Below are 14,099 nucleotides of genomic sequence, written 5' to 3'. Positions count from 1 at the left end.
CTCTTCTCTTCTTAGTCAAATTAAAATTTAAGTTGGACTTATTTTATCATTCTTTACAGCTTTGAACAAGGCCTTCGCCATTTAATCATTATTTGCTAAATAATCTTTCACTAACTGAAAAACTGCCTCAATTTTATCTTCAAAAATCAAAGCATTGGGCTTGCTAATTAGAATTGGTGTCTGATTAATGATTACTTGAGAATCTCCTCTAAAATAATGAATAAATGAAGCGGCCGGATAAACATTTAAGGAAGTTCCTGCGATAATCATGAGGTCTGCTTGACTAATGGCTTGGATTGATTGATTAATGGTCTCTTCATTCAAGCTTTCTTCATATAACACCACGTCCGGCTTAATAATCGCTTGATCTTTAGGACAGCGTGGAATGCCCTGAGCATCTTTTTCTAATTGATCCAGAGCATAGTAGCTACCACATTGCGTACAAAAATTATTTAAAACAGACCCATGAAGTTCTAAGACTCGACTTGAACCAGCCTTTTGATGGAGGCCATCGATATTTTGGGTGACAACTGTCACTTCTTTTCCTTTGTTTTCTAATTCTTTTAGAAAAAAATGAGCCAAATTGGGTTGTATTTCTGGATAGACTAAATGCTCAAAATAGTATTCAAAAAAGATTTGAGGATGTTGTTTATAGAAGGAATGCGAGATTATTTCTTCCGCTGAGTATTTGTAATTGGTTTCTTGCATAAACAAACCATCTGCAGAACGAAAATCTGGAATACCAGATGCGGTTGAAACACCGGCTCCACCAAAAAAGACAATCTTGCGACTTTTCTGAATGATTTGAGCAAATTCTTTGATCTGATTTTCGATCATTATTTTCAATCTCCTTTAAATTTTAAAAAAGAACCGTCAACAACCACTTACATCAGTCGTTAGACAGCTCTTTTTAATATCTTATAAATTATAAACTAGCGATTACTTCAATTTCTACTAACACATTCTTAGGTAAGGTCTTAACAGCCACTGCTGAACGAGCTGGTTTGGATGTGAAATATTCAGCATAAATTTCATTAAAAACGGCGAAATCACCCATATCTGCCAAGAAACATGTGGTTTTTACAACATTTTCTGCAGAGTATCCTGCTGCATTTAGTAGAGCATCGATATTAGCAATTACTTGCTTTGTTTGATTTGTTATTTCTTTTGCTTCTATTTCACCTGAGGCTGGATTGATTGGGATTTGACCTGAACAGAAAAGTAGCTCTCCTACTTGTTTTGCTTGAGAGTATGGTCCAATTGCTGCTGGGGCTTTTTTTGTATTGATTGTTTTAATTTCTGTCATAATTACTCCTCTTTCTTAATGAATTCTTGCGACAACAACTTATAATAAATCATTGAAGGCTGTAGCCGCTTCGCTTTGATAACTAGCAGTGATTTCACTTGTCTTGATATTTTCCAAGGCTTCTTTCACTAGTTGGTCAATTGGTAAGAGCGCCTCATACTCTTTAACAGTATGAAGTCTAGGCTTAGTCCAAGGTGACTTTGGTGCAAAGACCGTACAGCAATCTTCATAGGGCTCATTAGAAATATCGTAAGTTCCAATGGTTTCAGCCATTGCTATTATATCATTTTTATCAACCGCAATTAAAGGTCTTAATATTAAAGAATGGGTCACTTCATTAATCACTTGCATCGATTGTAAAGTTTGTGAGGCAACTTGACCTAGCGACTCCCCATTAACAATTGCTCGGGCTTTATGCTCTTTTAACAAAGCATCCATTAGACGTAACATGATCCGACGCATAATAGTCATGGATAAATTGTCGGGAACATGTTCTCGAATCGCCAACTGAATATGAGCAAAAGGAACCTCGTGAAAAGTAATCGCAGTGGCGTACTGAGCGAGAACTGCTGTTAATCGTTTAGCTTTTTCAAGCGCTTGTAAAGAAGTATAAGGTGGACTGGCAAAATGAACCATTTCCAACTTCATTCCCCTTTTTATCATTTGATAACCAGCAATCGGTGAATCAAAACCACCCGAAAGCATTAATAAGCCTTTCCCACTTGAACCATAAGGTAAGCCACCCATACCTGGATAATTTTTTAAACTAAGATAGGCAATATCTTGATGGATGGATATGACCACTTTGTGTTTAGCTTTTCTCAGATCAACCGTTAATTCCGGATGGGCTTGCAGAATGATGCTCCCTATTTCTCTTTGAATGGCAATACTATCATGCTCAAAGTTCTTATCCGATCGCTTAGCAATTACTTTAAAGCTATCTCCCGGTTGAGCATTTAACTCAGCAAAAAGTTCAAGGGCTTTTTTTCCAATTTCTTGAAGATCCTTTTCAACAGGAAAAACAGGTTCAAACCTTTGAATTCCTGGAATTGTTTTAATGATTTCAATCAGTTCATCGTAAGCTGTTTCGTGCCAATAAAGATGCATGAAATCATGATGTGCATGAATTTTAATTTTCTCTAAATGTTTGGTTTTATAGCGTATATGCTCAGCAATTTTATTTTGAAACATTTTACGGTTACGCCCTTTTGTTGAGAGCTCCCCATAGTGAATTAACATCTCTTTCAATCTTTTAGGCTCCTTTCAAATCTTGCTTAAACTTTGTTGAAATCTCATGGATTGGTTTAATTAATTGATCTACTTCTGCTTGGCTGGTTGTCTGCGATAAAGAAATTCTTATTGAAGAATTAGCTAAATTGTTATCAATGCCCATCGCTTTAAGGGTATGATGGTCATTTTTCTTACGACTTGAGCAAGCAGAAGTTGTCGAAATCATGATATCAGCATTGGAAAATGCTTGAAGTAATACCTCGCCTGGCACACCTGGAAAGGCCGCACAGATAATATGTGGACTCACTTGCTCCTGACTACCACCAAAGACTTGCCAATTCATTTTTTTAAGTGCTTGAGTTATTTGAGTGCGATAATGATTTATGTGTTTGATACTTTCTGCTTGGTTTTCCCAAGCTAATCTTAAAGCTTTGGCCGTTGCTACAATCGCTGGTAGGTTTTCAGTAGAAGAGCGCATACCAAACTCTTGACCGCCTCCAAATAATAAAGGTGCTTTCGTAACACGTTGGCGAATGGCTAAGAGACCCACCCCTCTTACCGAGTGAAATTTATGGCTAGAAAGAGTTAATAAATCAATTCTACTATGATGCATAGCTTTCATCCTACAAGTTATGGCTTGAACAGCGTCAACATGCCAAAGGATTTGTGGATAGTTTTCTAATTTTTGTGCCAATGGTTCAACTGGTAAAAAAGATCCTACCTCATTATTGACTAACATAGTAGAAACAAGTAATACTTGATCACTCAGTAGATTTTCAAAGCTGTTTAAATCCAATTGACCATTATGATCCACCGGTGCTAGGATTACTTCAAAGCCTCTTGTTTTTAAGTGGTCAATTTGCGAGCGAATAGAAGGGTGCTCAATAGCTGATAGGATAATTTGTCGCCTATTAGGATGAAGCTTAGCGTGAGCTGATAATAGACTTTGAAGTGTCCAATTGTTAGATTCAGTCCCTGATGAGGTACAAAAGATTTCATTGCTTTTAAAAAGTAATAAGTCTGCAATTTGTTGGCGAGCATTATTCAACAGACTATTGGCCTCTTGACCTAATTTGTGGGCACTTGAAGGGTTAGCAAAATATTTTTGAGCTACTTGATTGTAGGTGTCTAAAACAGTAGCACGAGCTGGAGTGGTTGCGGCATGATCAAAATATAACATCTGTAATCCTTTCTTACTTCTATTTAGTAACGACAATTGACTCAAGAAAAAACCGAACAGATCCCAAAACCAAGGAATCTATTCGGACTTTACTTTTAATAAAATCGGATTTGTTTTTCTTGATGATACATCCTTCGAACTTGCGTCGGTGCATCTGGATCGACTTGACGAAGGACTTTTTCAATGGTTGCCAAAGCTTCACGGTAACGGAATTCTTGGTGGAAGTAGTATTGCGCTTCTTTAATTGCTTGGTCTACCTCTGGGTAATCGTAGCGAAAACGATTGGAATGTTGAATCATATATTCGGTGAGCATGGCTGAATCGATGGTTTCTTCAGTCATTGCCTCCAATTCATCTAAACCTTGTTCTAAATTACCTTCCATCTCATCAATTTGATTCATATCCACTCGGACACGATTGAGTTGTTGAGAGAGGTTCTCAATATGATCAGTTACCTTATAAAACAATTCATAATAGCTATCATGTAAGCCAGGCAAATGGTTTTTTTCTAACTTACGCTTCATATTTCTAAGGTCTAATTCATATAAATCAAGATTTGATTTAGCTTCTTTCTCTCGACTGGTTAAGCCAGCTATCGATTTTACTAACTGATTTTGTTCATCTGCTATTTCTTCAATAGAACGCTCGATTTTACGCATTTTGCTTTCTATTTGAGTAAATACGGCATGATTTTGTTCAATATCAACTTCCATATCTTTGAATTTTTGATACTCTAAGCGAATTCTTTCGGTTAAGTCATTGACTTGGTCTAATTCATTATTATGTAAGATGTAAGATTGAGAGATCCGATCGACTTCTATTCCTGCATAACGATTGTTTTCAGTTACTGCTTCAATTCGTCCCTTCAATTGATGAAGGTGACTATTCACATATTCTTTAGCCATAATTTCTGATTCTAACTGATCGTATAAGGAATTAATTTCACGCTCTGCTTTGTCCATTAAGGTTTTAGCGTCAGCTAAATCAGCATTTTTAATCTCGTTTTTGGCTTGGTTTAACTGCTCTTGAATTTTATCAATTTCTTCTAAAACATTAATATTATCAAAGTTAAAGCGACTAGCCACCATTTTTTCGTAGCCATCTCTAATATCTTCAAGTGAATCTTCATATTCACTTTGAATCTTATCGTACATACTTGGAATTTTTTGTAAGATTTCTTCAAATGACGATAAGTCAGCCTCTAAGTTATCTAGCATATCTTGAGCATCTAGATGATCACCGTTAGCAGTTAGTTCATTATATTTAGTGAAGTTCAACTCTAAATATTGAAGGTTTTTTTCAAGCGTTTCAATCGCTGGCCCATAATCAAAAGAATGATTCATGACACTTTTGCGAGCAGTTTGATAACGTTCAAGTAAGGCTTCATAACGTTCTTGATTTTCATCCTCTGTTGCCAATAACTCTGTTAATTCCTGGTGCAATTGATGAACTTGAATTTCTGTTTCATCAAGAATTTCACGTGCTTGATTTAGTGCGTTTTTTGCTCTCACTAGATTCATTTGTTCTACAAATTGTTCAGAACCTACCAAAGCGGCTTCTATTTCAGTAAATTGAAAGTTGGTAATGGTTTGCCAAGTAGCCACTAAACTTTCATATTTTCTTTTTGTTTGACCAGATAGATTCATATTCTTCAAAGTAAAGAGCTGGTCAGCAACAGAAATAGACATCATTTCATCTTTACGTTGTTCCAAATCTTTAATTTCTTTCTTTCTCTGTGTACGGAAATAATAAATTAATCCATAGATTAAGAGTATTGCTACAATGATCAAGAACAGGATGTCCGTGAATTTAATACTCATTCCTTTTCGCTCCTCTACTTATTTCTAATCCCCTGCCTATTGGCCTTTTGCATAAATAATCACCATACATTATAACATTTGAAGGCTTTCTTTTAAAGGCATTGTTCAATAAAAAACTTCCTTAGGCTCTAATGGAAAAAAATAAGATTGGGAAAGCTCCCAATCTTATGTAACAATCTCTTTAAGATTTAGCCTAATTTATTGTAGTATTCTACGACTAGGGCTTCATCAATTTCAGCATTTAATTCGCTACGTAATGGTAAACGAACTAAGCTACCTTCTAATTTATCTGCATCAAAGTTCACAAACTCTAAACGAGTAACTGTTGTTTCTAATGCTTCCTTGATGATAGCTAAATTACGTGAGCGTTCACGAACACTAATTACTTGTCCTGGTTCAACAATATATGACGGGATATCTACACGCTTGCCATCAACAGTAATATGGCCGTGGTTTACTAGTTGACGTGCTTGACGACGAGTAGTAGCTAAACCCAATCGATAAACTAAGTTATCTAAACGACGCTCTAACATAACCATGAAGTTTTCACCATGTTTACCTTCGGAGATTTTGCCAGCGCGATTAAATAAAGTGCGGAATTGACGTTCATTTAATCCATACATAAAGCGTAATTTTTGCTTTTCATTTTTTTGTAAAGCATATTCTGATAATTTTTTACGTTGATTACCGTGTTGTCCTGGTGGGAACGGACGTTTTGATAACTCCTTACCAGTTTCAGTTAATGAAATTCCTAAACGACGAGATTGTTTCCATGAGGGTCCTGTATAACGTGACATTAAAATTCCTCCATAAAATATGTATTGGAGTAAAATAAGTGGTTAGAAAATCGAATGCGTGCAGTTAGTTTTTCACCTTGTGCAGCCGTGGTTACTCATTAACGTTGACGTTACTAACTGTTGACGCGCTTTCTTTTTCTATGCTGCATTATTTTACACTCTTTTTATTATACCGATTAATAAAAGATTAGCAAGTTTTTTTAATCAATTTTACTCAGTAAATCGATTACCATCTCAGCTGATTTGCGTCCGGCCAATATAATAAATTCATCAAAACTTATTCCAGCTTCTTCATCTGCTTTATCGGAGATTGAACGAATGATAATAAATGGTGTTTTTAGAATATAAGCAGCTTGTGCGATAGCCGCTGATTCCATCTCAACTGCTTTTACGTTAGGAAAAACTTGACGAATATTGTTTACTTGTTGACTGTCACTAATGAATTGATCTCCTGAAGCAATCAGTCCTCTAATTGCGGTTTGTCCTTTCTCTTTAGCCAATCGATAGGCCAATTGACTGATATCTTCATCTGGTTGATATATTGTCGGCATGCCAGCCATTTGACCTTGGTCGTATCCAAAGACTAAAAGGTTTACATCGTGGTGGATTAAACCATCAGCAATCACCAAGTCACCCACTGATAAGTCTGGTGACAGACCTCCGGCACTTCCAGTGTTTATAATTAAATCCACCTCAAAATGATCAACCATTAAAACAGTTGAAAGGCTAGCATTAACTTTTCCAATTCCTGATTGAACTAGGACAACTTCTTTACCACTCAATCTTCCTTGATAAAACTCAAAGCCATAGTAATTATGAACTTCTAAATTTGATAGTTCATTTTTTAAGAGACGAATTTCTTCTTCCATTGCACCAATAATTCCAATTTTCTTCATCTAACCACCCCTCCTATGCCAAAAAAGCGATTAACAAAACTAAGACTAATAGAACACCTACTATGATAATGCCATTATTTAAAAAACGGTCAATTTTAGCTGAATATTTAGCTCTTTTTCTAATAGAACTATTATCTTCCCCCATTGATTGATGGTGATAATCCTCGAGTGAACTTGCTTGGTCTTTATCAACTGATTGCTCATTAAAAGCTTTGTATACTCCATCTCCTTCTGCATCCATCTCATTAGTCATGTCAAAGTCATTCTGACTATCAAATTGTGAAGTCACTTCCTCATAATAATTTGGATAAGGTTGTGAATCATCCATCGCTTCTGCCCGATTAACAAATTCGTGGTAGAGCTCACTATCTTCTGAATAGATCGACCGATCAAAGGAATCCACTTGATTGTTTGAAGAAGGCTGATGATTTAAACGATCATTTCCTTCTTGCTCATAATTTAAATAAGCTTGATAATCGTCGTGTTTTTTCTTTTTGCTTGAAAATAGTCCCATAACTAAACCTCCAAACTATTTAACCAAATGCTTAAAGCATATAAAGTTTTTAAATCAATGATTTCACCATTATTAATCATTTCCCTCACTTGTTGGGCCGTAAATAAGTAATGCGAAACTTCTTCATTTTCATCTTGATCTAGCTTTTCTTTTGCCTCTTCAATGGATTTAGCAAAGAAAAGGTATATGGCCTCATCAATATAACCCGGTGAAATATAAAATTTAGAATTAAATATCCACTCTGCTGAAGCGTAACCCGTTTCTTCATTTAACTCACGTTTGGCGGCTATAAGAGGCTCTTCGAGTTGACCTTCTACTTGATCGATAATTCCAGCTGGGATTTCGTAAATTTCATCAGCAATAGCCGGACGATACTGTTTAACCAGGACAACTTCATTATTTTTTGTTTCAGCTAATATACCCACTGCTGGCAGGTGATGAATCAACTCACGTTTTGCCGTTTGACCGTTGGGTAGACGTACTTCATTTTGATAGAGTTGTAAAATGGCCCCATCGTAGATTTGGTTAACAGATAGTGTTTCATTATTTTTGATAAATGAAATTGTCTCTGCCTTATCTTTCATAATTTTCACCTCTTAAAACTATTTCCTTAGCTATTAATTCCTACTCAGTTTAGCGACTACTATTCTTTCTTTCAAGTCTTTTCAATGGTTAAGTTTAAGAATAGGCCTCAAGTCCGATAAGACTTTTTTCTAGTTATGGTATTCTAAAATTAAGAAAAGGGAGGTTGCAATCATGTTAGCTTTAATCAATATAATTTTTATATTCTTATTAGCAGGCCCTCTGCTAAATATTGTTCGCAAATTCAATCTTTTTGTTAAAAAAGGAAATCATTTATCTGATATTTGGACGGTTACTTTGAAGAAAAATATCCTTGCCTTACTTACTTTAATTGTGATGGAGCATGTTTTAACATTCATTTTTTATAATAGCTACTATATAATGGCCCTCGTCTATTCCACTTTAGCTATTGTTGCCGGATGGCTTCTCTTAGCCTTTCTCTTTTACTTTATTCGTAAAATAAATTCTGCGGCATGGATTTGGTTTTTCTATTATGTTGGTCAAGTCCTCACCTTATTAGTGGGTCTGGCTATTGCTAGTAGTCAATCCCAATCTTATGGCTATATTGGTTTAGAGAGTTATTTTACTGCTTCTGCCATTAGCTTATATTATCTAAGCATTGCTATTCTATTTTGTTCAGCTGGGGTTGCTTTTTTAGCGCTTATAACAAAACCGAATACATTTAAAACCCACAGGAAGTCATTTTTCCATCCTACTCACAAAAAGCCTAGTCGCAACATGCTAGAGCATTATCAAGCAGCAGGCTTAAGTAAACAAGAAATTGAAGCTTTCAGAAGTCAAATGGCTGATTCGCGTAAACAGATTATTAATATTGAAGCCAACTTTCAAAAAACGGCTAAAATGCGCGCCATTGAAATCCGACACAATATCGTCAAAGTTTCAAAGAATTACTTTAAAGATATCGTTGAAGAGCCCAATCGTCGACTGGATGCTTCTGATTTCCTCATCAATTATCTTCCACAGTTAGACGATCTATTAGAAAAATATAATGAAATTAATTCACATGTGGCAAAAAATAAGCAAAGCTATTTAATTTTAGAAAAAAGTGCCCAAACAATCGATCAGTTGAGTCAAGAAATTGTTGAGGATTATTTGAAATTTCACTCCGAAACCTATCAAGAATTGGAAGATGGCTTGAAACTAGCCGACCGAATGTTACATAATGAATCTAATAATCAAACAAATCGATTCAGCCAAAATTCAAAAAAATCTAAAATGGATAATTTTGATATGGATGACCCTTTTGAAGAGCTTAAAGAACTAGATAATGAAGGAGAATAAAGCGATGAATGAACTAAACTCAAATAATCAGGATTTAACTCAAGCCACTTCTTTTGATGAAATTGATGATCTTCTGACGGATCCCTTTGACCAAGAAGAAGATCGGATTGAACCCATTCAATCTTTGCAAAGCGAATTATCAAAAGCTTCAATTCTTTCACAGAAAAAAGTTACCAATGAGAAAACAATTGACCGCTTGAGTAAAAATCGTCAAGCTCAAGCACGTAAACTCGCCCAGCAGATTGACGAGAAAAACCTTTCTGCTGTTATCACCTATGGGGCTAAAGCACAAAAGCGTTTGTCAGAATTCTCCCATTCAATGCTACATAATGTCCAACTTAAAGATACGGGTGAAGTCGGTGATGTTTTAACGGATTTAATGAGTACCTTACAACAGTCGAATCCTAAGGAGTTAACCAGTCGACCTAATCTTTTTCAAAAAGTTTTTGGCCAAGTCCGTACCTCCATCTCTGATACCCAAATGAAATATCAAAAAATCGGTAATCAATTAGACAAAGTCGTTATTCGTTTAGAAAGAGAAAAAAACGAATTACTCAATGACAATATGATGTTAGAAACACTCTATCAAAAGAACAAAGACTACTTTGAGGCTTTAAATGTCTATATTGCAGCGGGTGAAGTTAAAATTGAAGAATTACAATCCAAAACGATTCCTCAAGCTATTAAAAAAGCTCAAGAAAGCAATAGCCAAATGGATGTGCAGGAAGTCCATGACCTTAACCAATTTTTAGATCGTTTAGACAAACGCACCCATGATCTAAGACTTACCCGTCAAATGACTATCCAGCAAGCTCCACAAATTCGGATGATTCAAAATACTAACCAAGCCTTGGCTGAAAAAATTCAAGCCTCTGTTCATACCTCTATTCCTCTTTGGGAAAATCAAATTACCATTGCCCTTGCACTTTTGAGACAGCAAGACGCTGCCACTTCTCAAAGAATGGTCTCAGAAACAACCAATGATTTGTTACGTCGCAATTCCGCTATGCTGAAACAATCGGCCATTGATACAGCTAGAGAAACTGAAAGAGGTATTATCGATATCGAAACCTTACAAAAAACGCAGGCTGATTTGATCGAAACGATTGAAACAACATTACAAATTCAAGCTGAAGGACGACAGCAAAGACAAGCCGCTCAAATAGAATTAGAATCAATGGAAAGTCAACTGCAAGAACGGTTATTAGCTATTTCAAATGAACAAAAACAACAAGCTATGAATCCTAAAACGTCACAAGATAATTATTTTGATGATTTTTAATTTTTACTTTAAACACTCTTTAGGAGTATTAAAAGAAACTAGGTAAAAAGTCCTAAATACGACAAAAATCAGCCCATTATCTAGGAATTTCCCCAGCTTTTAGGGCTTGTTATTCACTATTTTTATTTATTAAACGACAAAAACAGTGGCGAATCTCATATCAATTCGCCACTGTTTTTTAGGGCTTTGGCCCTGTCTTTTTTTTATAAAGTTATTCCTTATTCTCAAAATATTCAGGATAGTCCGCTTTCACAATTTCATGGCAGCGATGACAAAGTTCTTCTGCTCCTTCAATTGTGCCGACTTCTGGTCTTACTGCACGACAACGATCACAAACATCTCCTTTTGCAAAATCAACTTTCACGGCATAATCTTCAAACGAATGTGCATCTTGTGGTGCTTGATTAATGGATTGAACGTTTAATTGTGATACAGTAAATAATTGTGCAGGCTGATCACTTAGTAAATCGAAGGCTTTTTGATCTTCTTCATTAATATATAGTGAAACGGCTGCCTCAAAGGATTTCTTAATTGCCTGTTCTGGCTGATTCTTAGCTTCTTCGAGAGCCTTGTTTACTCCTGTTTGTAATTTAAAAAAGACATCCCATTTAGCAACAATCTCTCTAGCTTGCTCAAGCTGTTCTGCCTTAGGCATTTCAGCTAATTGAATAAAACCATCTACCGCTGGTAAATCTTTCCATGCTTCTTCAGCTGTATGTACAATTAATGGTGTCAATAAAATTAACATATCATGAACTATTTGATAAATCACTGTTTGCATAGAACGACGCGCATGGCTATCTTTAGCTTCAATATATACAATATCTTTAGCCACATTTAAATAGAAAGCTGAAAGATCAGAAGAAATAAAGTTCATAGTGCGCTTATAAAGTTCTGGGAACCTATACTTGTCATAAGCTTCTAAGATATCCGCTTTAAACAAGTTAAAGTTAGCATTCATATATTGATCGAGATTGGTGAGTTCTTCCTTAGGAACGGCATTTTCAGCTGGATGATAATCATTCACAAGACCTAACATAAAACGAAGCGTGTTACGAATCTTACGATAGGATTCAGAGACTTGTTTGAGGATTTCATTAGAGACACGTACATCAGCTTCATAGTCCACAGAAGCGACCCACAAACGAATAATATCTGCTCCTAAATCATTCATTACTTCAACTGGATCAATAACATTTCCTAAAGACTTAGACATCTTTTGACCCTTACCGTCATTTACAAAACCTTGTGAAAGAACCGCCTTGTATGGTGGGAAACCATTGACAGCCACAGAGGTAGTGAACGATGAGTTAAACCAACCACGATATTGGTCAGAACCTTCAAGGTATAAATCAGCTGGGAAGTTTAAATCTTCTCGCGCTTGTAAAACGCCAGCATACGATGTACCCGAATCGAACCATACATCCATAATATCCATTTCTTTTGTAAATTGACCATTTGGCGAAGCAGGATGTTGGAAGCCTTCTGGTAAAAGGTCTTTTGCCTCCCACTCAAACCAAATGTTCGTTCCATGTTCTTCTACTAAATCGGCTACATGATTGACAATATCTAATTCTAAAATAGCTTCTCCGTTTTCTGCGTAGAAAATTGGTAAAGGCACTCCCCAAACACGTTGACGAGAAATTACCCAGTCGCCACGGTCACGAATCATATTATAAATACGACGTTTACCCGATGGATGGTGCCAAGTGACTGCATTTTCAACATTATCAAGCAGTTCTTCACGGAATTTATCAATCGAAGCAAACCATTGAGGCGTTGCACGGTAGATAACCGGCTTTTTAGTTCGCCAATCGTGCGGATAAGAGTGAACAAATTCTGAATAATGCAAGAGGCTACCATTTTCTTTTAAGGTCTTAACAATTTGCTTTTGACCTTTCAAATAAAAGACACCTTCCAAACCAGGCGCTTCTTTTGTAAAATGTCCTCTGCCATCTACTGGCGACAAAATATCCAAACCATACTCTAAACCAATCCAATAGTCATCTTCACCGTGACCAGGAGCCGTATGAACTAATCCCGTACCTGTTTCTAAAGTAACATGATCGCCTACCATTAGTAAGGATTCACGGTCATAGAATGGGTGTTGAGCAGTCAAACGGTCAAAATCTTGCCCCTTATAATGTGCTTCGACTGGATAATTTTCCCATTCAAGCGTCGATGCTACTACTTCTAATAAATCTTCAGCGACAATAAAGTGACGGTCGCCAACTGCGACTTGCACATAATTAGCCTGTCCTAAAACAGAAATCCCTAGGTTAGCAGGTAATGTCCATGGTGTAGTCGTCCAAATAATAAATTCTGCTTCTTGAGGAAGGATGCCACCACCGTCTTTCACTTTGAAAGCTACATAAATTGAAGGTGAGCTTACGTCTTGATATTCAACTTCAGCTTCAGCTAATGAAGATTCTGACGACCAGGACCAGTATACCGGCTTCGCACCTTTATAGATATAGCCTTTATCAGCCATTTGTCCAAAAATACGTAATTGCTGTGCTTCATATTTAGGTTGCAAAGTTAAGTATGGGTTTTCCCAATCTCCATTAACTCCCAAGCGCATAAAGCTTTCTTTTTGACCTTCAACTTGTTTTAAAGCATAGGCTTCGCAAAGTTTACGAAATTCTGCTGTTGAGTGTTCTTTACGATTCACACCTTCATTCTTCTGTAAGGCTGACTCAATTGGTAAACCATGAGTATCCCAACCAGGGACATATGGAGAATAATGGCCTGTCATTGAACGAAAACGTGTAATAAAGTCTTTTGAAACTTTATTGAAAGCATGTCCCATATGTACGCGACCATTGGCATATGGCGGACCATCGTGTAGAATCCATGGTTCTGAATCCATATTTTTTTCTAACATTTTGTGATAAACATCAGCTTCTTGCCATTCTTTTTGTAAGCTTACCTCTTTAACAGGAAGATTCGCTCGCATATCAAAGGATGTTTTTCCAAGGTGCAAAGTATCTTTTAATTTCATTAGTTTTCTCCTCTCTATAAAAAAAGCCCCTTCCTAAGAAGGGACGTCAAATACGCGGTACCACCCAATTTAATAGTTAAACTATTCACTCTTCATGATAACGCTTTTGAAGCGGATCTAGCTAGTCAACTTTGGCTCACTAGTCATTGAATAGAATGATAAAGAAAGATACAGGGACTCTTGAGCTTG

12 protein-coding genes and 1 other annotated feature (1 of these 13 cut by a window edge) are annotated in these 14,099 nt (G+C 36.3%); of the genes, 2 read left to right on the top strand and 10 right to left on the bottom strand.

Going from position 1 to position 14,099, the window contains the following annotated elements; translation table 11 throughout:
• Window positions 1–22: a binding site (T-box leader), on the bottom strand; it reaches 192 nt to the left of the window's first position.
• A 59-nt stretch (window positions 23–81) separates the two neighbouring features.
• From ACQV2S_RS05195 to ACQV2S_RS05155, 9 genes are all read right to left on the bottom strand, one after another.
• Complete coding sequence (locus ACQV2S_RS05195; RefSeq protein WP_428885114.1) at window positions 82–837, bottom strand: NAD-dependent protein deacylase; 756 nt, start codon at window positions 835–837, stop codon at window positions 82–84.
• Between the two features lie 88 nt (window positions 838–925).
• The gene (locus tag ACQV2S_RS05190) at window positions 926–1,306 is read right to left on the bottom strand and encodes a RidA family protein (RefSeq protein WP_428873886.1); all 381 of its coding nucleotides are present in this window, start codon (window positions 1,304–1,306) and stop codon (window positions 926–928) included.
• 39 nt (window positions 1,307–1,345) lie between these two features.
• Complete coding sequence (gene thiI, locus ACQV2S_RS05185) at window positions 1,346–2,545, bottom strand: tRNA uracil 4-sulfurtransferase ThiI (RefSeq protein ID WP_428875004.1); 1,200 nt, start codon at window positions 2,543–2,545, stop codon at window positions 1,346–1,348.
• 13 nt (window positions 2,546–2,558) lie between these two features.
• Window positions 2,559–3,716, bottom strand: a complete 1,158-nt coding sequence (locus ACQV2S_RS05180) for a cysteine desulfurase family protein (RefSeq protein ID WP_428885113.1) — start codon at window positions 3,714–3,716, stop codon at window positions 2,559–2,561.
• 95 nt (window positions 3,717–3,811) lie between these two features.
• Entirely contained in the window at window positions 3,812–5,536 is a 1,725-nt protein-coding gene (locus ACQV2S_RS05175; protein WP_428873884.1) for a septation ring formation regulator EzrA, read from the bottom strand.
• A 188-nt stretch (window positions 5,537–5,724) separates the two neighbouring features.
• Complete coding sequence (gene rpsD / locus ACQV2S_RS05170) at window positions 5,725–6,333, bottom strand: 30S ribosomal protein S4 (protein WP_428873883.1); 609 nt, start codon at window positions 6,331–6,333, stop codon at window positions 5,725–5,727.
• Window positions 6,334–6,533: 200 nt separating this feature from the next.
• The gene (locus ACQV2S_RS05165) at window positions 6,534–7,229 is read right to left on the bottom strand and encodes a 5'-methylthioadenosine/adenosylhomocysteine nucleosidase (protein ID WP_428885112.1); all 696 of its coding nucleotides are present in this window, start codon (window positions 7,227–7,229) and stop codon (window positions 6,534–6,536) included.
• Between the two features lie 13 nt (window positions 7,230–7,242).
• Complete coding sequence (locus ACQV2S_RS05160; RefSeq protein ID WP_428885111.1) at window positions 7,243–7,743, bottom strand: hypothetical protein; 501 nt, start codon at window positions 7,741–7,743, stop codon at window positions 7,243–7,245.
• A gap of 2 nt (window positions 7,744–7,745) precedes the next feature.
• Window positions 7,746–8,327, bottom strand: coding sequence for an NUDIX hydrolase (locus ACQV2S_RS05155; RefSeq protein WP_428876025.1), 582 nt, complete (start codon window positions 8,325–8,327; stop codon window positions 7,746–7,748).
• 172 nt (window positions 8,328–8,499) lie between these two features.
• Here ACQV2S_RS05155 and ACQV2S_RS05150 point away from each other — a divergent pair, with 172 nt between their 5' ends.
• Window positions 8,500–9,627, top strand: coding sequence for a 5-bromo-4-chloroindolyl phosphate hydrolysis family protein (locus ACQV2S_RS05150; RefSeq protein WP_428885110.1), 1,128 nt, complete (start codon window positions 8,500–8,502; stop codon window positions 9,625–9,627).
• 4 nt (window positions 9,628–9,631) lie between these two features.
• Complete coding sequence (locus ACQV2S_RS05145; protein ID WP_428885109.1) at window positions 9,632–10,909, top strand: toxic anion resistance protein; 1,278 nt, start codon at window positions 9,632–9,634, stop codon at window positions 10,907–10,909.
• A gap of 211 nt (window positions 10,910–11,120) precedes the next feature.
• On the opposite strand, the gene ileS is transcribed toward ACQV2S_RS05145, so the two are convergent.
• Window positions 11,121–13,910 carry an isoleucine--tRNA ligase gene (ileS, locus tag ACQV2S_RS05140; protein ID WP_428876020.1) on the bottom strand — a complete coding sequence of 930 codons (2,790 nt, stop codon included), beginning with the start codon at window positions 13,908–13,910 and terminating at the stop codon, window positions 11,121–11,123.
• Between the last annotated feature and the right edge of the window lie 189 nt (window positions 13,911–14,099).

This window comes from Facklamia sp. P13064 (assembly GCF_050409425.1).
GTDB lineage: Bacteria > Bacillota > Bacilli > Lactobacillales > Aerococcaceae > Facklamia.
This window is presented reverse-complemented; position numbering and strand designations above follow the sequence as displayed.